This is a genomic window from Lysobacter sp. Hz25 (assembly GCF_046097045.1).
Lineage (GTDB): Bacteria > Pseudomonadota > Gammaproteobacteria > Xanthomonadales > Xanthomonadaceae > Lysobacter > Lysobacter antibioticus_B.
In genome coordinates, this window is sequence record NZ_CP175666.1 from 4,966,743 (window position 1) to 4,986,211 (window position 19,469).

The 19,469-nt window shown below is 68.4% G+C and carries 20 protein-coding genes, 1 tRNA gene and 1 riboswitch; of the genes, 7 read left to right on the forward strand and 14 right to left on the reverse strand.

The features are described from left to right. Positions 1 to 92: 92 nt before the first annotated feature. The 8 genes from ACKN61_RS20420 to ACKN61_RS20455 form a co-directional block, all read right to left on the reverse strand. Complete coding sequence (locus ACKN61_RS20420; RefSeq protein WP_408950992.1) at positions 93 to 1,079, reverse strand: FecR family protein; 987 nt, start codon at positions 1,077 to 1,079, stop codon at positions 93 to 95. A gap of 20 nt (positions 1,080 to 1,099) precedes the next feature. Then, positions 1,100 to 1,810 carry an RNA polymerase sigma factor gene (locus ACKN61_RS20425; RefSeq protein ID WP_318025797.1) on the reverse strand — a complete coding sequence of 237 codons (711 nt, stop codon included), beginning with the start codon at positions 1,808 to 1,810 and terminating at the stop codon, positions 1,100 to 1,102. 393 nt (positions 1,811 to 2,203) lie between these two features. After that, positions 2,204 to 3,115, reverse strand: a complete 912-nt coding sequence (locus ACKN61_RS20430; RefSeq protein WP_408950993.1) for a cobalamin biosynthesis protein — start codon at positions 3,113 to 3,115, stop codon at positions 2,204 to 2,206. A 176-nt stretch (positions 3,116 to 3,291) separates the two neighbouring features. After that, a complete protein-coding gene (gene nudC, locus ACKN61_RS20435) occupies positions 3,292 to 4,254 on the reverse strand; it encodes an NAD(+) diphosphatase (protein WP_408950994.1) in 963 nt (320 codons plus the stop codon). 83 nt (positions 4,255 to 4,337) lie between these two features. Next, complete coding sequence (gene erpA / locus ACKN61_RS20440; RefSeq protein WP_031371162.1) at positions 4,338 to 4,712, reverse strand: iron-sulfur cluster insertion protein ErpA; 375 nt, start codon at positions 4,710 to 4,712, stop codon at positions 4,338 to 4,340. 58 nt (positions 4,713 to 4,770) lie between these two features. Beyond that, on the reverse strand, positions 4,771 to 5,625 hold the full coding sequence (locus ACKN61_RS20445; protein WP_408950995.1) for a DUF6776 family protein: 855 nt from the start codon (positions 5,623 to 5,625) through the stop codon (positions 4,771 to 4,773). A 32-nt stretch (positions 5,626 to 5,657) separates the two neighbouring features. Next, positions 5,658 to 6,083 (reverse strand): polymer-forming cytoskeletal protein, encoded by a 426-nt coding sequence (locus ACKN61_RS20450; RefSeq protein WP_408950996.1) that lies wholly within the window; start codon positions 6,081 to 6,083, stop codon positions 5,658 to 5,660. A gap of 3 nt (positions 6,084 to 6,086) precedes the next feature. Then, a complete protein-coding gene (locus ACKN61_RS20455; protein ID WP_031371159.1) occupies positions 6,087 to 6,821 on the reverse strand; it encodes a DUF6776 family protein in 735 nt (244 codons plus the stop codon). A gap of 70 nt (positions 6,822 to 6,891) precedes the next feature. On the opposite strand from ACKN61_RS20455, the gene ACKN61_RS20460 reads away from it, so the two are divergent. Next, the gene (locus ACKN61_RS20460; protein WP_408950997.1) at positions 6,892 to 7,476 is read left to right on the forward strand and encodes a DUF4126 domain-containing protein; all 585 of its coding nucleotides are present in this window, start codon (positions 6,892 to 6,894) and stop codon (positions 7,474 to 7,476) included. A gap of 223 nt (positions 7,477 to 7,699) precedes the next feature. Here ACKN61_RS20460 and bfr read toward each other — a convergent pair whose 3' ends face one another. The 3 genes from bfr to ACKN61_RS20475 form a co-directional block, all read right to left on the reverse strand. Beyond that, positions 7,700 to 8,173, reverse strand: a complete 474-nt coding sequence (gene bfr, locus ACKN61_RS20465) for a bacterioferritin (RefSeq protein WP_031371157.1) — start codon at positions 8,171 to 8,173, stop codon at positions 7,700 to 7,702. Positions 8,174 to 8,431: 258 nt separating this feature from the next. Continuing rightward, positions 8,432 to 8,635 carry a bacterioferritin-associated ferredoxin gene (locus tag ACKN61_RS20470; RefSeq protein WP_031371156.1) on the reverse strand — a complete coding sequence of 68 codons (204 nt, stop codon included), beginning with the start codon at positions 8,633 to 8,635 and terminating at the stop codon, positions 8,432 to 8,434. Between the two features lie 184 nt (positions 8,636 to 8,819). After that, positions 8,820 to 9,437, reverse strand: coding sequence for an RNA pyrophosphohydrolase (locus ACKN61_RS20475; protein WP_051884608.1), 618 nt, complete (start codon positions 9,435 to 9,437; stop codon positions 8,820 to 8,822). A gap of 137 nt (positions 9,438 to 9,574) precedes the next feature. On the opposite strand from ACKN61_RS20475, the gene ACKN61_RS20480 reads away from it, so the two are divergent. From ACKN61_RS20480 to ACKN61_RS20490, 3 genes are all read left to right on the forward strand, one after another. After that, positions 9,575 to 9,651 (forward strand) — tRNA-Met (locus tag ACKN61_RS20480). A gap of 168 nt (positions 9,652 to 9,819) precedes the next feature. Then, positions 9,820 to 10,173: a 6-carboxytetrahydropterin synthase QueD gene (gene queD / locus ACKN61_RS20485; RefSeq protein WP_408953880.1), complete on the forward strand. Its 354-nt coding sequence runs from the start codon at positions 9,820 to 9,822 to the stop codon at positions 10,171 to 10,173. A 256-nt stretch (positions 10,174 to 10,429) separates the two neighbouring features. Beyond that, positions 10,430 to 10,849 carry a phasin family protein gene (locus ACKN61_RS20490; RefSeq protein WP_408950998.1) on the forward strand — a complete coding sequence of 140 codons (420 nt, stop codon included), beginning with the start codon at positions 10,430 to 10,432 and terminating at the stop codon, positions 10,847 to 10,849. A 136-nt stretch (positions 10,850 to 10,985) separates the two neighbouring features. Here the strand turns inward: ACKN61_RS20490 and bioD are convergent, their stop codons facing one another. Continuing rightward, positions 10,986 to 11,717: a dethiobiotin synthase gene (gene bioD / locus ACKN61_RS20495; RefSeq protein WP_408950999.1), complete on the reverse strand. Its 732-nt coding sequence runs from the start codon at positions 11,715 to 11,717 to the stop codon at positions 10,986 to 10,988. A 70-nt stretch (positions 11,718 to 11,787) separates the two neighbouring features. Here bioD and ACKN61_RS20500 point away from each other — a divergent pair, with 70 nt between their 5' ends. The 3 genes from ACKN61_RS20500 to btuB all read left to right on the forward strand — a co-directional run bounded on the left by ACKN61_RS20500 (position 11,788) and on the right by btuB (position 14,990). Beyond that, positions 11,788 to 12,270: a GAF domain-containing protein gene (locus ACKN61_RS20500; protein WP_031371151.1), complete on the forward strand. Its 483-nt coding sequence runs from the start codon at positions 11,788 to 11,790 to the stop codon at positions 12,268 to 12,270. Further along, on the forward strand, positions 12,267 to 12,680 hold the full coding sequence (locus tag ACKN61_RS20505) for a TfoX/Sxy family protein (RefSeq protein WP_408951000.1): 414 nt from the start codon (positions 12,267 to 12,269) through the stop codon (positions 12,678 to 12,680). Before ACKN61_RS20500 ends, ACKN61_RS20505 begins: the two co-directional genes overlap by 4 nt. A 79-nt stretch (positions 12,681 to 12,759) precedes the next feature. Continuing rightward, positions 12,760 to 13,007: riboswitch (cobalamin riboswitch) on the forward strand. Between the two features lie 120 nt (positions 13,008 to 13,127). Continuing rightward, positions 13,128 to 14,990, forward strand: coding sequence for a TonB-dependent vitamin B12 receptor (btuB, locus tag ACKN61_RS20510; protein ID WP_408951001.1), 1,863 nt, complete (start codon positions 13,128 to 13,130; stop codon positions 14,988 to 14,990). A 103-nt stretch (positions 14,991 to 15,093) separates the two neighbouring features. Here btuB and ACKN61_RS20515 read toward each other — a convergent pair whose 3' ends face one another. Then, positions 15,094 to 16,059 (reverse strand): hypothetical protein, encoded by a 966-nt coding sequence (locus ACKN61_RS20515; protein WP_408951002.1) that lies wholly within the window; start codon positions 16,057 to 16,059, stop codon positions 15,094 to 15,096. Position 16,060: 1 nt separating this feature from the next. Beyond that, positions 16,061 to 19,300 (reverse strand): hypothetical protein, encoded by a 3,240-nt coding sequence (locus ACKN61_RS20520; RefSeq protein ID WP_408951003.1) that lies wholly within the window; start codon positions 19,298 to 19,300, stop codon positions 16,061 to 16,063. Between the last annotated feature and the right edge of the window lie 169 nt (positions 19,301 to 19,469).

Here is a 19,469-nt window from a genome sequence, read left to right on the forward strand (position 1 = left end):
CCAACCGCATCGATCAGACCAGAGCGGAACTCGGCGCCCCCTGTTGACGGCGCTGTCCAACCATAGCATCGACGCGGCCCACGCAGGCCGGGTCAGCCGGATTTGCGGCGCAGGACGATGTCGCCGTCGTCGTTCGGTTCGCCCTTCAGCGACCAACCGCGTTCCAGGACTTCCAGCAGCGAGGCCTGGTCGCCGATGTGGAACACACCGCTGACCGGGATCGCGCCCAGGCCAGGCTCGGCCAGACGCAGCTTGGTGGCCGAGTACCGGTTCATTTCCAGCAGCAGGGCGTCCAGGCGGCGGTTCTTGAACACCAGGTTGCCGGCCGGCCAGGCCTGGGCGGCCTTGATGTCCAGGGGTTCGGCGGCGCCGAGGCGGCCGCTGTCGTCGTAGCTGAGCTGCTGACCGGGTTGCAGGGTGCTCGAAGCCTGGGCGACGCCGCCAGAGACGATCACCGAGCCCTCGATCAGGCCGACGCTGACCACCGCATCGGTCTTCTCGACCTGGAAGGTGGTGCCGATGTCGCGGATCTCGCCGCGCCCGGCCTTGACCAGGAACGGACGCGCCGGATCGGCGGCGACCTCGAAGCGGACCCGGCCGCGGTCGAGCACGACTTCGCGGCCGCGCTCGCTGAAGCGCGCGACGATCGCCGAGTCGGTGTCGAGCAATACCCGGGTGCCGTCGGTCAGGCGCAGCGAACGCTGCTCGCCGACCGCGGTGGCATGGCGTTCGTCGGCGACCGGCACCGGCGCGGTGCGCAGCCAGGTCACGCCGACCACGGTCGCGACCAGCAAGGACGCGGCCAGCGCGGTCGGCGCCCACCAGCGCGAACGCGCCGCTTCGCGGCCGGTGGTGCGCCAGGCGATGCGCGCGGCCGCCTGCAGCATCTCGTCGTTGGCCAAGGCCGCGGCCAGCTGATGGGTGCGCTCGGCCTGCACGTACTCATCGACGTGTTGCGGCGACTCGTCGAGCCAGCGATCGAACTCGGCGCGTTCCTGCGCCGTGCACTCGGGCGACGCGAGCCGCGCGACCCACGCTTCGGCGCTGCCTTCGCCGGAAAGCGCCGTGTTCGGATCCATCGATGTAGAAGTTGATGTCTTCATGGTGCTTGTAAGGTCTCGAAGCCGCTGTCCTTCATGCGTGCGCGCAAAAGCGCGAGCGCCCGGCCGATATTCTTCTCCACTGCCTTTACAGAAATACCGCAATGGCGCGCGATCTGTGTGTAACTCATGCCGTTGATGCGATTGAGCAGATAGATCTGTCGACTGCGCATCGGTAATTGCATGATCGCTGCACGCACCAGCGCCAGCTCCTGCTCGGTCGCCACGCGCTGATCGTGCGTGGGTTCCTGCGAAGGCAGCGCGTGATAGTCCTCGTCGAGGCTGACGTGCTCGGGCGCATGCCGGGTTTTCTGGCGCCGCCCGCGGTCGTTGAGCGCGTTGATCGCGATGCGGTACATCAGGATCTTCAGCGCTTCGGCCGGCTGGTCGCGATAACGCAGCATGCGCATCATCGTTTCCTGGGCGATGTCCTGCGCATCCTCGTGCGTCGCCGCGGATTTGCGCAGAAACGCGATCAACGGCTCGCGATGCTCGCGCAGGAACACGATGAAGTGATCATCGTCCTGGCGCGTCGAAGCGGGTTGGTTCGCCGCTGGAGAATCCTGACCCACGTCCACCTTCGTCCACGCTCCAGGAAATTGCTTCGATACTAGCCCAGGCGCGTCGGCCGGGTGAACGAAGCCCTGGCCGTCGTGCGCGGCGATGCCAGGCGCGAAACCGGCGTGGATGATGGACGTGAAGCGATTCACCAGATCGAGTCCTCCGCAAACGTGAGGGCGCGCAGGCGCGATGCGGGACCGCTCGCCTTACAGGGGTTCAGATCGTGACCACCGGACTCCTGTATCGCGTAACGGGTATTGCATCGCTCTGTCGCCGGAACCGTGCTGTTTGTCGCAGCCGCGCTGGGCAGCGCGGCCGGTCGCCAATGCGCCGGCGGCGCGCGGGTCCGTCCGCCCCCAAGGCAGGACCGGCGTTCGACCCGCCGGCCCGGCCGGGGGGGAACGCGCTACTCGCGCGGCTCGCAGGATTCCTGGAAACCTGTCGGTACAAACGCAGGCCGAGCGGCGCCCCCCTACCCCCATCCATGCGGGGGCGTCGGTTTCGGCTAAGCGGTCTCAAACGGCAAACCGGCGGCGCTCGCCTCAGGCAACGAAACCGGCGATCACGAACAGCGCCAGGACCGCCAGCCAGACCAGCAGGCTGCGCCAGACCAGGCTCATCGCGTCGCGCAGCTCGGGCGCCTCGGACGCGGCCAGGGCGACGGCGGTGTTCGCCACGCCGGATTCGTCGACGTAGTCGGCGGCTTCTTCGGCCAGCTCGCACTTCACGCTGGCGCGGGCGACGGCGCCGAGGAAGCGGTTGTCGAGACTGAAACGCGCCCCGCCCGATTCGCGCCAAGCGCCGAGCACGGTGTCGAAATTGCCGACTAGGGCCAGCGCCAGGGTCAACAACTGGGCCACCGGCCAGTCCAACAGCGCCAAGGCAGTGCGCGCGCCGGCCAGAGTCTCGCCGGGCAGATGGCGCGAGGCCTCGCCTTCGGCGGCCAAGGCCACCAGGCGGTAACCGAGCGCGCCGACCGGGCCGAGCAGGAGGAACCAGAACAACACGCCGAACCAGCGCCGCAGGGCGTTGCGGAAGACCGCCTCGACCAGGGAGCCGCCGTCGAGCGACGGCGTGCCGCCTTCGGGCCAGAACCGCGCCGCGGCTTCGCGCCGGCTGTTGAGGTCGCGCGCCGAAGCCAGGGCTTCGACGTCCTGGTCGAGGTCGCGCGGGCCCCAGGCGTAGAACAGCACGATGATGCCGAACAGCAGCCCGCCGAGCCCGATCAAGGGTTCGTCGAGGGCCAGTTGGAACAGGGTCACCGCGAGCAGCGGCGGCACCACGGCCATGACCAGGCCCCAGCGTCCGCGCCAGAAACTGTCTTCCGGAAAGCGGCTGTCGATCCAGCGCAGCCAGTCGCTGTACCAGCCGTAGTGACGCACCGACGCGGCCAGCGACTGAGCAAGATGGCCGAGCACGAGTGCGACGACGGCGGCGATCAGCGTGACTGACATTGCGGCAACGCTCCTGGCATGGCGAAAAAATCCCGGTCCGATCTGCCCGGGATTCTAGCGCGACCGCGCGACACCGCGACTGTAGGCGACCGTAACGGCGATGCATCGGCTCCGTACCGCCGCGCATGTCGCGAGCACGCGGGCAGCGCCTTTCGGGAATGCATCCCTTGCCGGGATCAACGCCCGGCGTCGGCCTCGGCGGCCAGGCGCCATTGGTCGATCAGCCAGCGCGAGATCGAGATGCTCGGCGACAGCAGCGGGCCGTCGTCCTCAAGCGCGGCATCGCGCTCGCCTGGCGCCGACGCCGCATCGCGTTCACCGCGCGCGGACGCGGCACGGATTTCCTCGAGGGTGAACCAGCGCGCTTCTTCGAGTTCGTCGCCGACCTGCGGTTCGTCAGCTTCGGCCAACGCAGCGAAGCCGAGCATCAGCGCACCCGGGAACGGCCACGGCTGCGAACCCAGGTAACGGCAGCTGCGCACGCGCACGCCGGTTTCTTCCAGCACTTCGCGGGCGACGGTCTGCTCCAGCGATTCGCCGGGTTCGACGAAGCCGGCGATCACCGAATAGCGCCGCGCCGGCCAACCGGTCTGACGGCCGAGCAACAAACGCTTGCCGTCGCTGACCGCGACGATCACCGCCGGGTCGGTGCGCGGGTAGTGTTCGCTGCCGCATTGGCCGCAACGGCCGAGCCAGCCGGCGCGCGAGAAGGCGATCTCGCCGCCGCACACGCCGCAGTGGCGATTGCGGCTGCGCCAGTGCTGCAACGCGCGGGCCTGGGCGAACACGCTGGCTTCGAGCATCGGCCAATGCGCGGCGGCGCTGCGCAGGTCGACCCGGCGCGGCGCCTCGAACGCGACCAGTTCGGCATCGAGCGCGAACCAGCCCTGCCCGTCCGGCGCCAGCCCTAGGAAGATCGACGCACCGACGCCGCCGGGGCCGTCGGTGAGCTCCGGGCCCAACGGCGCGCACAAACTGCCGTCGGCATTGGCCAGAGCGCTGCCGGCGTTATCCAGCACGATCACCCGCGCCTGCGGCCACAGGGCGGTCAAAGCATCGGCTTGGTCGCGCAGATGGTCGGCACGGTCCAGCGACGCGCGCCAGGCCGAATCGGCTTCCACGAATGCGAACGGTCTCATCCAGCGCCCCAGAAGGCTGTTTCAGGAAAGGCGATGCAAAGGCCAGGGCGCACGAAACGCGGCCCCGTGCATCGCGGCGCCGCTCAAACGCCGAACGACGACCCGCAGCCGCAGGTGGTCTTGGCGTTCGGATTGCGGATCACGAACTGCGAACCGTGCAGGCTCTCGGTGTAGTCGACTTCGGCGCCCATCAGGTATTGCAGGCTCAGCGGATCGACCAGCAGGGTTACGCCGTCGGTCTGCACGGCGAGGTCGTCCTCGCCCTGCTGCTCGTCGAACTCGAAGCCGTACTGGAAGCCCGAGCAGCCGCCGCCCTGGATGTAAACGCGCAGCTTGAGGGCGTCGTTGCCTTCCTCGGCGATCAGTTCGCGAACCTTGTTCGCGGCCGAAGACGAGAATTGCAGAGGCCGCTCCAGCGATTGATAGCCCGGTGCGGCGGAAAGAAGGGTGGTTTCCATGGTGAAAGGATGAGGGCCGCGCGGCGCGCATTCAAGCGCACCGGGCGAACACTGCGGATCAGCCGCCTGCACCCGGGCCGCCGTTGTCGCGGGTGGCGTCGGCCCAGCTGAAGGATTGTTCGATCACCGCGCCCTTCTGCGGGGTCAAGCGCACCGTCACCCGCACCGGGGTCAGGCCGGGCGGCAGGAACACGTCGCCCTCGACCTGCTCGAAATACTTGAACGAATACGGCGTGCCGGGCGCATCGGGCTGCTGGCGCAGGTCGGCCCAGAGCAGTTTTTCGAGCTTGCCGGCTCGGGTGCCCTCGAGCGCGAGGGTGACGCGGCCGGCGCTGACGGCGCCGCGATTGAGGTTCTGGGTCAGGGTGGCGGTGAAGTGCCAGGCCGACGGCGCGCCTTGCTGCGGCTGCATCTTCAGCGCATGCACGGTCAGGCCGCGGCGCTGCCCGGTGGCGCCGACCAGGCGTTCGTAGAAGGCGACGTCGGCGCGCAGGCCGGCGATTTCCTCGTCGCGCTCGGCCAGGGCGCTCTGCAGGTCGCGATTGGCCTGGCGGCTGATGCCGTCGGAGCGGCCGAGCGTGGTGACGCGCTGGCGCAGGCCTTCCAGTTCGGCCTGCATCTGCCGCGGCGTCATCGTCGCAGCCCCTACCGTGGGCGGCGGTACCGGCTCGTCGGAACGGGTGATCGCGCCCCACAGGCCCCAGCCGCCGAAGGCCAGGGCCACGGCGAGGGCCAGCCCGGCCAACAGCCGGCCGCGATGCCCGTGGACGGGCGGCGCAGCGCTGGGCGAGGCGGAACCGGTGGGCGGCGCAGCCGCTGCGGCGGGTCCGGCCGGAGCCGGGGCCGGAGCCGGGGCCGAAGCCGGGGCCGCGTCGGCGGGAGACGGAACGGGCTTGGAGGGTTCGTCGCTCATCCGTTCCGTCTTGGGGGTTGGGGCGGCGCCCCTCAATCCATCAGGGCATCCGCGGTAATCAGGGCTTCAGGCGCGGGCAACGCCGCGGTGTGGGCATCGACATGAATCAAACGGCCGGTGAGCATCGAACCGGCCGTCATCTCGACGACCTTGTAGTGGACGTTGCCTTGGACCCGCGCCTTGGCGGCGAGTTCCACCCGCTCGCTGGCGTAGACGTCGCCGTTGAGCTCGCCGTTGAGCACCACGATCGGCGCCCGCACCTCGCCCTCGATGCTGCCGTTCTCGGCCAGGGTCAGGCTGGCCGGCTGGCCGTCCTGGGCCACCAGCTTGCCGATCACCCGGCCTTCGATGTACAGCCCGCCGCTGAAGTGCAGATCGCCTCGGATCACCACCTGCGGCCCGATCATGGTGTCGACCTGGCCTTCGCGGATCTGGGTCGGTTTGTTGGTCTTGAACATCGCTTAAGTTTCCCCGGTTACGGTAACGCCGCTCTTCCAGGCGAAATGCTGCTCGATCGCCGCATTCTCCCCGCGCAGCGAGACGCGCACGCGTTGCGGGGTGAATCCGGCCGGCAACATGACGCTGCCACCGAGTTGCTGGAAGTAACGGAATGAATAGTCCTGGATCGGTGCCTTGGGCTTCTGGTGCAACTCGTCCCAACCGATCGATGCGAGCTTGCCCCCTCGCACCCCCTCGACCTGGAACTGCAGGCCGCCGTTGCTGACCGCACCCCGGTTGAGGTTCTGGGTCAGCACGATCTGGTAACGCCAGGTGCCGCCGGTCTCGGGCTGGAACTCGACCGAATGCACGTTCAGACCCTTGGCTGGCGCCGTCGCGCCGACCAGGCGCTCGTAGAAGGCGATGTCGGCGCGCAGGTCGGAGATCTCGGCGTCGCGCTGGGCCAGCGAGCCCTGCACCTGCTTGTTGGCGGCGCGGCTGATCTGGTCGGAGCGCTGCAGGGTGGCTTCGCGCTGGGCCAGCCGGTCGAGCTGGTTCTGGCGGTCGCGCAGTTCGCGCTGGGTGGTTTCCAGCTCGGCGACCAACTTGGGCAGCCGCGGCGCGGCCAGCGACTGCGACCAGAACCAGGCCACCAGCAGCGACACCAACCACGCCACGCCCACGGCGCTCCAGATATAAGGACGCTTGTCGGGCTGCTGCTGGACGATGACGAAACGGGGCGGCGGTACTTTGGCCATGCTCGACGACGACGGCTCACACCGCCGGCTTTACCTATACTCAACCTTAAATCTTAACGGGAATGCCACGATGTCCGATGCGCACCTGTTCGCAGTTGGCGTAGTTCTCGCCTGGCTGTCGGGGGTCCGGGTCTACCTGACCGTGTTCGGCGTCGGCCTGGCCGGCTGGCTCGGCTGGCTGGACCTGCCGCAGGCCCTGCAGGCGACCCAGTCGCCGTGGGTGCTCGGGGTCTGCGGCCTGCTCGCCGCCGGCGAGTTCTTCGCCGACAAGATCCCCGGCGTCGATTCGGGCTGGGACCTGCTGCATACCCTGTTGCGGGTGCCGGTCGGCGCCTTCCTCGCCGCGGCGACCATGTCGCCCGACGGCGAGCTCGGCGCCGGCGCGCTCGCCGCCGGCGCCGGCGTGGCCCTGACCAGCCACCTGCTGAAGTCCGGCTCGCGCGCCCTGCTCAACACCTCGCCCGAGCCGATCAGCAACTGGACCGCCTCGGTCACCGAGGACGCCGCCGTGGTCGGCGGCCTCGCCCTGGTTTTCGCCTACCCCTGGGTGACCCTCGGCATCGTCGTGCTGATCAGCGTGCTGATCGCGACGGTGCTGTGGTGGATCTGGCGGAAGATTTTCCGGCGCAAACCTAAAGAGCTGGGAGTGAGTTGAGAGGCGTGAGGAGTGAGCGGGGACGAGCGCCAAGCGCGATGTCGCAACGGCTTGCCGATCGCCCAAGAAAAAAGCCGCCGGCGCAAGCCGGCGGCTTTCTGTTGTCTGGCTGGCTGCGCGCCTTGCGCGCGGCTGGCTGGATACCTGCTGGGACAGTGAAGCGGCAGCGAACGCTTTACTCGTTCCTCACTCTTCGCTCCTCGCCGCTCGTTACTGAACGCCCTCAGCCTTCCTCGATCTTGGTCAGCAGATAGTTCTGCTCGCCGAGACGCTCGATCAGGGCGAGCTGGGTCTCGATCCAATCGACGTGTTCTTCCTCGGAATCGAGGATGTCGGCGAACAGCTTGCGGCTGACGTAGTCGCTGACCGTCTCGCAGTACTTGATCGCTTCGCGCAGCAGCGGGATCGCTTCGAGTTCGAGCGCGAGGTCGCAGGCCAGCAGTTCGCGCGGGTTTTCGCCGATGCGCAGCTTGCCCAGGGCCTGGAAGTTCGGCAGGCCGTCGAGGAAGAGGATGCGGTCCGACAGCTTGTCGGCATGCTTCATCTCGTCGATGGACTCGTGGTACTCGTGTTCGGCCAATTCTTTCAGGCCCCAGTTCTTCAGCATCTTGGCGTGCAGGAAGTACTGGTTGATCGCGGTCAGCTCGTTGTAGAGCGCCTTGTTGAGATATTCGATGACCTTGGGATCGCCTTTCATGGCCGTGCTCCGACGTTGCAATGGGCGGCACTTTAGCCCTTTCGCGAACGCCATGACGGAACGCGAATCGTGCGCAACGGGAGTCGAGAATCACTGTCGTTCAGGGCCGCCGACGAGCGATCGCGGCGATCGTCCGAGCCGGTGACGCGACACGCCGGGAACGGACAGCTCTAGCCCAGCGCTGGGGAGGCGCGGTGTGAGCGGATCGGCGGGATAGTACAGGGAGCGGCGGGCCGAATGGCCCGCAGGCAACGCGGCTCAGGCGGCTTGCTGCAGCACGTCCAGCGGCAGCTCGCGCACGTTGCGGGCCTGTTCGAGCAGCGAGGTGGCCAGCTCCAGGCAACTGCCGCAATTGGCGCCGGCGCCGGTGCGCATGGTCAGCTCAGGCACGCTGCGGCAACCGGCTTCGGCGGCCTGGCGAATGTCGCGGTCGGTGACTCCGTTGCAGATGCAGACGTACACGGGCGTGGGCTGTCGGTCATGCAGCCGGATGGCTGCAGGGCCATTCCGCCACGGATGCGAATGATTGTCAATTAACAGCAAGCAACCAAGTGTTGGGATGGCGTGTGGCCCCCAGCCGGACGGGCCCGGCGGGTAAGGCCTAGCCGGGTCAGCCGGGCTCGGCCGCCCGCCCGGTCCGGGAGGTTCAGCTGCCCGATTCGGAGCCGCTGCCGCGCACCGGATTGCCGGGCCCGCCGCAGGCCCGCGACCGCGGGTGGTTGCAGCCCGACAGGTAGGCCTCGTGCGACCGGGCATCCGGACCGGGCGCGGGCACCGCCTGCTGGCCGGCGACCAGACGCGCGAACGGGGCCAGATGGCGCAGGGCGCTGGCATAGACGCCGCGTTTGAACATCACCACGTGCTCGACCGGATACCAGAAATCGACCCAGCGCCAATGATCGAACTCGGGCTTGTCGGTCAGGTCCAGGCGCAGATCCGACTCCTCGCCGGTCAGGCGCAGCAGGAACCACACCTGTTTCTGGCCGATGCAGACCAGGCGGTCGTTGCGGCGGATCGCCCGCCGCGGCAGGCGATAGCGCAGCCAGCCCGGGGTCGCGCCGAGCACTTCGACATGCTGCGGGAGCAGACCGGTTTCCTCGCGCAACTCGCGATACATCGCCTCGAGCGGCGTCTCGTCGGTGTTCATCCCGCCCTGCGGGAATTGCCAGCCATCGCGATGCACGCGGCGGGCCCAGAACAAGCGGCCGTCCGGGTGCATCAACACGATGCCGACATTGGGCCTGTAGCCGTCCGGATCGATCACGATGCGGACTCCAAATTCACTGTGTCCGACTCTGCCACGGGGTGGCCGGGACGACAAGTCGGGCAAACAAGTCGGTCGCGATGCGCTCAGACGATTGACAAGAGCCCGTCCGGCATGAAGAATTCGCGGTTCCCCGTGGCTATGTAGCTCAGCCGGTTAGAGCACAGCACTCATAATGCTGGGGTCGGTGGTTCGAGTCCACCCATAGCCACCATAGAATCGCCGCGCAGCAAGACCCAGGGCCCGCCAGCGCAGCGGGCTTTTTCGTATCCGTCGCCAGGATGCGCGCCGGCCCAGAATTCCAGATCGTTCCAGATCACGCGCCACGCCGCGCCACCGCGCGACGCGCCACCGCCCGACCCGGTACCGCACTATGACTGCTGTGAACATCTTCAAGGTCTTCACTCTCGAAGCCGCCCACCGGCTGCCGAACGTGCCGGAAGGCCACAAGTGCGCGCGTTTGCACGGGCATTCGTTCCGCATCGAGGTGCACCTCAGCGGCGAACTGGGCGAGCACAGCGGCTGGGTAATGGACTACGCCGACGTCAAGAAAGCGTTCCAGCCGACTTACGACCGCCTCGATCATCACTACCTCAACGACATCCCCGGCCTGGAAAACCCGACCAGCGAACGCCTCGCGGTGTGGATCTGGGACCAGCTCAAGCCGGTGCTGCCGCTGTTGAGCGAAATCGTGGTCCACGAGACCTGCACCGCCGGCTGCCGCTACCGCGGCTGAGCCCGGGGCGGCTACGCCCCCAGACCTTCGACAGTCATCGCGGCCGGCGCCTTGTCAGACGCCGGCAATGCCGTGGTCATGGCCCCGAATTAGGCTTTGCCTGAACGGCTGCTTGGTCGCTAACTACCTGAACAGGCAGGCTTTCTGAACGGCTTTCGACCGCTCGTCGGCCCGATGTTGCATCGCAACAAAACCCCGCCTATGCTGCACCGCACAATCCAGTCGTTCTCCGTCTGGACCTTTCAGGAGCTCAGCCATGTACCAGCAATTCAACGAACAGTTCGCCGCCGCTACGCGCCAGTTCGCGGACACGGCCGCTCAGGTCAACCGTCTGGCCCTCGACAACGCCGAGGCCGTGTTCGGCCTGCAGGTCGCCGCGATCGAAGACCGCGTCAACGCCACTTTCGCTTTCTTCGGTGAAGCCGCCGAAGCCCGCGACCTGGAAGCCTTCAAGACCCTGTGGCCGAAGGGCGCGCAGATCGCTCGCGAGAACCTCGAGCGCGCTGTCAGCACCGGTCAGGAAGCTTTCGGCCGCACCGTGAAGACCAACGAAGCGATCGCCGAGCTGGCCAAGTCGCAGATCGAAACCGCTGCCAAGGCCACCCAGGCCAACGTCGAGAAGGCCGCCAAGGCCGCGGCGAAGGCGACGGCTCCGACTGCCGCTGCGACCAAGTAAGCGCACCGTCTCTCTCTCCGGCCGTCATGGCGGATACGAAAAACCCGGCAGCTTCGGCTGCCGGGTTTTTTGTTGCGCGCGATTCGGCCTTCGCCGTCGCCACGGATCGCAGGCGGACTGCAGAGCGATCGCCGCGCTAGCCCAGCGGCTGCAAGCGCCCGGCCAGGGCCTGCGGATCGGGCGAGGCGAGATACGGCAGACGCCCCCAGCACGGCACCGGCAGACGCCGGCGCAGGATCTCGAAGTTGTCGTCGGCGCGCGCCATGTGCGGGTCGATGTCGTTGGCGATCCAGCCGACCAGGCGGGCGCCGTCGGCCTGGATCGCGCGCGCGCTCAGACGCGCGTGGTTGATCGCGCCCAGGCGCAGGCCGACCACCAGCACCACCGGCAGGTCCAGCGCGCGCACCAGGTCGATCTGGTCGAGCGTGGCGCTGATCGGCGCGGCCCAACCGCCGACGCCTTCGACCACCACCGTGTCCGACTGCGCCGCCAAGCGCGCATGCGCGGCGAGGATCGTCGCCAGCGCGATCTCGACGCCGGCCTGCGCGGCGGCGAGTTCCGGCGCCAACGGCTGCGGCAAGGCATAGGGATTGACGTCGTCGTAGTGCGGTCTCGGCGCACTGGCCGCTTGCAACAGCAAGGCGTCCTCGTTGCGCCAACCCTCGGGCGTGCGTTCGCAACCGCTCGCCACCGGCTTCATGCCGACCGCGCGCAGCCCGCGCGCGCGCAAGGCGTGCAACAAGCTCGCGCTGGCCACCGACTTGCCGATGCCGGTGTCGGTGCCGGTGACGAATACGCCGCGCGGAAACACCGCGGGCGCGGCCGTTGGTCGGGAGCCGGCCTCCACCGGGGGCTGGGTGTGACTCATCTCGCGCTTTTCCCTGGGGCGTGGAGTCCACCATGGTAGTGGCGGCGGATGCCGCTGTTACACTCCGATGATGTTTAAAACCTCCGCACTATCGGGCGACAAGCCCGAGCAATACGCGCAGCTGCTCGCCCAGGCGCGCGGTTTGCTCGACGGCGAACGCGACCGTATCGCCAATGCCGCCAACCTGTCGGCGTTGGTCAGCCATGCCCTGCCGGAACTCAACTGGGTCGGCTTCTATTTCTACGACGGCGAAGAACTCGTGGTCGGCCCGTTCCAGGGCTTGCCGGCGTGCGTGCGCATTCCGCTCGACAAGGGCGTGTGCGGCGCGGCCGCCTCGACCCGCCAGACCCAACGCGTCGCCGACGTGCACGCCTTCCCCGGCCACATCGCCTGCGATGCCGCCTCGCGTTCGGAAGTGGTGGTGCCGCTGGTCCACGGCGATTCCCTGATCGGCGTGTTCGACCTCGACAGCCCGGTCCCGGACCGCTTCGATGCCGACGACCAGGCCGGCCTGGAAGCGCTGGCGCGGGTGTACGTGGAGGCGCTGGCATGACCGCGCCGAAGATGCGCAACATCGGCCCCAAGAGCGCGGCCTGGCTGCGCCAGGTCGGCCTGCGCACGCACGAGGACATTTCCGCGATCGGCACGGTCGAGGCCTTCATGCGCGTCAAGCGCGCCGGCTTCAAGCCGACGCTCAACCTGCTGTACGCGATCGAAGGCGCGCTGCTGGACTGCCATTGGCAGGAGATCAGCGACGAGCGCCGGCAACAGCTGATCCAGGCCGCCGAAGCCGCGACCGCGCTGCTGCCGCCGCCGCGCAACAAGCCGGCCGCCGCGCCGGTGCACACCACCGTGCACGCCGAAGAACGCCACGACGCGTTCGAGGCCGGCGGTCTGGACGGCACCGGCCTGGACGACGACGACCGCCCCGGCGGCCACGACGAGGACGACGGGCGCGACTGAGCCCGTCGGCGCCGCTGCGCCCCTCCGGCCGGCCGCTCCGCCCGTCCGCGGCTTTGGCCCCGGGCGCCGGCTTCGCGTAGACTGCGCACCGCTTCAAGGTGACCCGGCGGCTTTCTCCATCGCCGGGTTGAAACGGGAAGCCGGTGACGCGCCCTCTCCTGCGGGAAGATCGGCGCCAGTCCGGCACTGCCCCCGCAACGGTAAGCAAGACAGATCGCGGCAACCGCCACTGTGCTCGGCACGGGAAGGCGCCGCGATCGGCCGCCCGACCCCGCGTCGGCGCTGCGCTTGCGAGTCCGGAGACCGGCCTTGAGGCGCCACAGGTTGCGATGCGGAGGGCGTCGCGGCGGCTGCTATCCGGCTGTCTGCACGGCCCGCTGCCTCCTCGCAACCGTCTTCCGCCGTCGTCGTCGCGCGCCCCCGGGTGCGCGCGCTGGAGCTTTACCCATGTCCGCCCCGAACACGTACGCCCTGAATCTGTCGCTCGCCATCGCCTGTGCGCTGGCGCTGCCCACCGCCGCCCTCGCCGCTCCGGCCGGCGACGCCACCGACCTCGACGAGGTGGTGGTCACCGCCAACCGCACCGCGGTCAGCGTCAACGACACCCTGACCCCGGTCGACGTGCTCGACCGCGAGACCATCCAGCGCAGCCAGGCGCGCGACCTCAACGACCTGCTGCGCGGCCGCGCCGGCATCACCATTTCCAACCAGGGCGGCGCCGGCAAGCTCACCACCCTGTTCCTGCGCGGCAGCGAGTCCGACCACGTGTTGGTGCTGGTCGACGGCATCCGCGTCGGCTCGCCGACCTCGGGCCTGGCCGCGCTGCAGGACCTGCCGCTGGCACTGATCGACCGCATCGAGATCGTGCGCGGCCCGCGTTCGAGCCTGTACGGCGCCGACGCCATCGGCGGCGTGATCCAGGTGTTCACCCGCCGCGAGAAGCAGGGCTTCGCGCCGCGCGTGCACATCGGCGGCGGCAGCAACGACAGCCTCGAATTCGGCACCGGCTTCGGCGGCCGCAGCGAGCGCGGCTGGTTCGGCGCCGACTACAGCTTCCGCAAGACCGAGGGCATCAACGCCTGCCGCGGCGCCGGCTTCCCGGTGTTCGCCGGCTGCTTCACCGACGAACCCGACCGCGACGGTTACGAAAACCACGCCCTGTCGCTGCGCGGCGGCCTCGAGTTCAACGAGCAGTGGAGCATCGAAGGCCAGGCGCTGCGCGCCGAAGGCGAAAACGATTACGACGGCAGCTTCGTCAACCGCTCCGAGACCGTGCAGCAGGTGATCGGCGGCAAGCTGCAATGGCGTCCGTCGGAAACCGTCCACCTACAGTTGCTGGCCGGCCGCAACGTCGACAGCTCGGATAATTTCCTCGGCGAAGTACCGATGGGGTTCTTCAAGACCGATCGCGACAGTGCGACCTTGCAGGGCGACTTCACCCTGGCCGAAGGCCACGTGCTGACCGCGGGCTTCGATTGGTTGCGCGACCGTGTCGACAGCGACACCGTGTACGACGAAAGCGAGCGCGACAACAAGGCCGGCTTCGTCCAGTACCAGGGCCGCTTCGGCGCGCAGTCGTTCGAGGCCAGCCTGCGCCGCGACGATAACGAACAGTTCGGCGGCCACACCACCGGCGGCGCGGCCTGGGGCCTGAACTTCGCCGAGCGCTGGCGCGTCACCGTCGGCTACGGCACCGCGTTCAAGGCGCCGACCTTCAACGAGCTGTATTACCCGTTCTTCGGCAACGCGACCCTGCGCCCGGAAGAGTCGAAGACCTGGGAGCTCGGCCTGGCCTATCGCGGCGAGCGTTTCAACGCCCGCATCGACGGCTTCGACACCCGCGCCGACGACCTGATCACCTACGACTCGTCGATCAACCTGCCCAACAACATCGACCGGGCGCGCATGCGCGGCGCCGAGATCGGCATCGACACCACGTTCGCGCAATGGACCCTGGCGGCGAGCGCCAGCGTCCTCGACACCGAGAACCGCGTCGGCTTCTACCGCGGCAACGACCTGCCGCGCCGCGCCAAGCACAGCGCCCGCATCGACCTGGACCGCAGCTTCGGCAAGTTCCGCTTCGGTGCGACCGCGGTCGGCTCGGGTTCGCGCTACGACGACGTCGCCAACAGCACCCGCCTGGGCGGCTACGGCACCCTCGACCTGCGCGCCGAGTACGCGATCACCCCCGCGCTGAGCCTGCAGGCACGCGTGGCCAACGTGTTCGACCGCGAGTACGAAACCTCTTCGTACTTCAATCAGCCCGGCCGCGAGTGGTTCCTGACCCTGCGCTACGCACCGGTCAACTGAGCGGTCGACCGATCTGCGGATCGTCGAGCGTCGACGGAAAGCCCGGCATCGCCGGGCTTTTTGTTTTTTGGCGCAGAAACACCCACGACCGATGAACGCAGGCTCAGGTCGGCCGCAGCCCGCATTGCACCCAACTGCGGCCGGCAATGTCGGCGACCACGCCGATCATGCCGTGGCGCCAGCGCCCGTCCTCCGGCCCGGCCGCCAAGGCCTCGTAGAGCTGCGCTGGCGCGCCGTCGGCGAGGCTGCGCAGCTTGGCCGTCACTTCGGCATCGTCGCGGAACATCGCCTTGGCCACGACGAACCAACTCAACGCACGCGGCGAACCGTCGGCCGAGAACGCCAGGCTGATACCGCTCGGCCGCGGCAACTCCGAACCCGGCACGACCCGGGCGAGCATGGCCATCATCGCGGCGCTGTCGCCGAGCACCGCAACTGCCATCCCTTGCAAGGCACGCCAATCAAGTTCCTGTGCGCGCGCATAGAACTCGACGCTGCCGTCGCAGTTCACTCCGCTCAGACGCCAGGTCATCAGGTTCGAGCGGAACAACACATGCTTGTCGCGCCAGGCCGCGGGTAAACGCCCATCGGGCAGGTCGACGTAGAGCTTGGTCGCCGTGCCTTCGCCATGGCGCGCCGCCGCCCACGCCCCGAAGCTCATCGCACCTTCGCGCTGCAGGTCCAGCCAAGGTCCCAAATCGCCTTGCCAATCCAAGGCCTGTGCGGCAAGCAGGAGCCGCTCGCGATCGGCCACTTCCGGCGCGGCGACTTCGGCCGCCCACCGCACCACCGGCTCGCGCGAGCTCCAGGAGAATTCGACCGGCATGCCGGTATTGGTCAGGCTGCTGAAACTGCCGGCCACTTCCGGCCAGACCGAACGGCCGAGCGGCGCGAGTACGTCGCCCAACAGGCCAGCGGCGGCGGCGGCCTGCGCCGGCAGCACCGTGCCGAGTCGCCGCAAGGTGGCGGCGACCGGGCCGGCGATGTCGGCACCGAGGCTTTGCTGCATCGGCGCGAGCCAGGCCGCTCCGGTACCGCCGCGCGTGTCGATGACGGTATCGCTGCGCATGTCACTGCACCGCGACCAGTTCTTCGGTCTCGGCGACCCAGGCGCGCTGATCGAACTGTCCCTGCATGCCGACGAAGGTGAAGCGCCGGCGGTAATTGCGCAGGTCCTTGTTCTTCAGGGCGATGCGCAGCTTGACCGGATCGGTCTGGCTGCCGGCCATCTCGATGCGTTCGTTGCGCTTGTAGGCACCGTCCTCGTACTTCACGTCGATGTAGACGCGCTTGACCATGGCCGGGTCGAACACTGGGATGAACTCGAGCTGCAAGGCATCCTCGAAGCTGTCGTGGACGATCAACTGCGGCACGTCGAGCTCGACCGGCGGCGTCGCCGGGTCCGGATTGGCCACGCCCTTGCGCCGCTGCACCAGCTGATAGGTCACGCCGCGGTTGGCCGGGCCGGGCTTGGCGCCGCGCAGGCGCCAGGTCTTGGGGCCGGACTCCTTGGTCAGCTTCAAGGTGGTCTTCGGCTCGGGCTGCGAGTAACCGCGCGCCTGCAGCTTGACGTCGATCGAGTCGACCACGTCCCAGTCGATATCGCCCGGGATCGCTTCGATATGGCGGAACTCGACGTGCTCGTAGGGGTTCACGAACATGGTCCGGTCTTCGGTCGAGGCGGCCGGGATCGTGTAGGAGGTGCGGTCGGCGGCCCAGTCGGACTGCGGGTCGAAGTGGTACTGATACGACGCGTCGTAGTCGATATCGCGCGTGGCGTTCATGAACACCTCGAAGCGCTTGACCCCGGTTTCGCCCGGGCCGAACACGAAGTCGGCATGCTTGTGATCGCGCGGCTTGCTCTTGTCGCCGTAATCCAGCGCCACCTGCGCCGACAACAAATTGATCGGCTCGAACGCGATCGGCATGCTGGCTTCGACCGCGAACTGGCGGAAGAACGGATCGTCGAGGTCGATTTCCTTGAAGTACTTCGACTTGTCGCTGAGGTCGCCGAGCATCAAGCCGAAGAAGCCCTGCGGCGCATAAGTGCGGCGCGTGGCCTCGGCGCGGTTGTAGCGCAGGGTCAGTTTCTTGCGCTCTTCCTGGCGCACGAACTTGAGCTTCAGCGACAGACTCATCGCGGTCGGCGGCGTCGGCACCGTCGGTTGCGGCTGCGGCTGCGGCTGCGGCTGAGGCTGAGGCTGAGGTTGGGGCTGAGGTTGGGGCTGAGGTTGGGGTTGTGGCTGCGGCTGCGGCGTGATCGAAGCCGGCCGGGCCAGACGGCCGCGCCAGCGGCTCGGCGTGGTGCCGGCGACCCGGCCGATGACATGGACGACGCGATTGTCCGGGTCGCCGCCCATCGCCGAATGCGAGCCCGGACGTCCGCTTGCCGGGCTGTCGCCGTGCGCGTTGGCCGGGGTGATGGTGAAGTTGCCGCCGCCGCGGCGCACCACCGCGGCAGCGACTTCCAGCCGCCGCTGCGACAGCGCCTGGTTGTGTGCATTGCGCTGCGTTTCGTTCGCGCCGCTCACGTGCTCGTGGCTGGCATACGCTTCCAGACGCATGTTACGCGGCGCGGGCAGGCTGCGCACCCAGGCCTCCAGGCGTGCGGCGCCGCGTTCGGGGCCGCTCCAGTTGCCGTCGCCCTCGATGCGCAAGGTACCGGAAGCATCGCGGTAGCGCGGATCGGTCGTGGTGTTTTCCACATAGGCGCGGTATTGCTGCGACGGCGGATTGAGCCGCCAGCCGGCAGCGGCCGGCTTGTCGAAGTCGAAGAACAGGCCGAAGGTCTGCTCCTGCGTCGCCGCCGGCCATTCGACTTCGATGAGTTTGTTCGAGTCGGGATTGACGGTGACGGTGATGCGCCCTTGCGCGTCCGGCGTCACCACTTGGCTCTCGACTTTCACCACCGCGCCGGCGCCGGTCACGGTGATGGTTTCGGCCAAACCGTTCGCGGCCGGCGTGTGGGTGACCGACTGTCCCGCGGGCAAGGGCGTGGGTTCCTGCAATTCGACCGCGAGCCCGGCCGGCTGGATCTGCGGCGCGGTCGGTGCTGTGCCGCCGGTGCCGCCGCCAGTGCCGCCCCCGGTGCCGGTCGTAGTGCCGCTGGTGCCGTTGAAGCCGCCACCGGGCGCGGTACCGCCCGTACCACCGCCAGTGCCGCCAGTGCCGCCTGTACCTCCGGTTCCTCCGGTGCCGCCACCTGAACCACCGGTGCCGCCGCCGGTTCCACCCGTTCCGCCGCCCGTACCGCCAGTGCCGCCGCCAGTGCCGCCCGTACCGCCACCGGTTCCGCCCCCGCCGGTACCTCCTGTACCGCCGCCGGAGCCGCCACTGCTGCCCCCGGTACCACCGGTGCCTCCACCGGTTCCTCCCGTACCACCGCCAGTGCCTCCGGTACCGCCACCGGTGCCACCGGTGCCACCGGTGCCGCCGGTATTGCTGCCGGTTCCCGTGCCCGGGCCGGCACGCGCCGCATCGGTCGCCAACTGCCCCGGGGTCAGGGTCGGCTCGAACCACTTGCTCAGCAGATCGTCCTTGAAGAAATCCAGCGCCCACTTTTCCTGGTCGCGGCGGTCTTCGGCGTCGGTGAAGGCTTCGACCTGGATGTCGATGACGCCGTTCTGCACCAGCGACTCGAACGCCGCGTCGATGCCGGCCTTGAACCAGGCGTACTGGCCTTCGAGGCTGGCGCTGAAGTGATTGAAGATGCGCTCGAAATCGGCGGTGATGGTGACCCGCAAGGCCGGTCGCATCGCCAGATATTTGAGATCGTAAATCACCCCGATCGGGGTCATGCCGTCGCTGAGCGCCTGCTCCAGTATCGTCGCGCCCTCGGCTGACAGGCTGAGGCTGAAGGCCGCGCGGTTGGCCGCGTCCATCGACGGCACCGATGCGCCGAGGATGTGCTCGACCGCGTTGAAGGTGCCGGGCGCTGCCGGTTGCGCCGAGGTGCCGCCGCTGCCCTGCACGTTCAAGGCGATGCATTGCACCGAGCCTTCCTCGAAGGTCGCGGTGGTCAGGCGCACCGGCGGCGACACGCCGGGTTCGGAATTGAGCCGGCCCATAATCTTCGATTCCATCTGCGGCGACAGCTGCAGGGTGGTCACGAACATCACGAAACCGCCGCCTTTGTCGGCCGCGGTGGCGTCGGCGACGCGGTACTTGAGGAAACTGAATTCCTTGCGCTTGTCGGCCGCGCGCACGGCCAACTGCGGCGGACCCGGCAAGACCCAGAACTGGTTCTTGTCGGCGTGATCGCGGAACACGGTGATGCCGTCGACGGTGATCGGCTTTTCGAGGCTGAGCATGACGAACTCCAGAATTCGAGAGTTCCTCGCGGCGGCATGCGCGCGGCGGAACGATCCTTGTACGTGGGGACCTCACCGCCGCGGGGCGTAACCCGCGGCGGTGCGGCGACCTGGCGCGTTCGCTGCGCGCCGCAGCCCGGGACCGCGAAGTCGTCGCCGACCTCAGGCG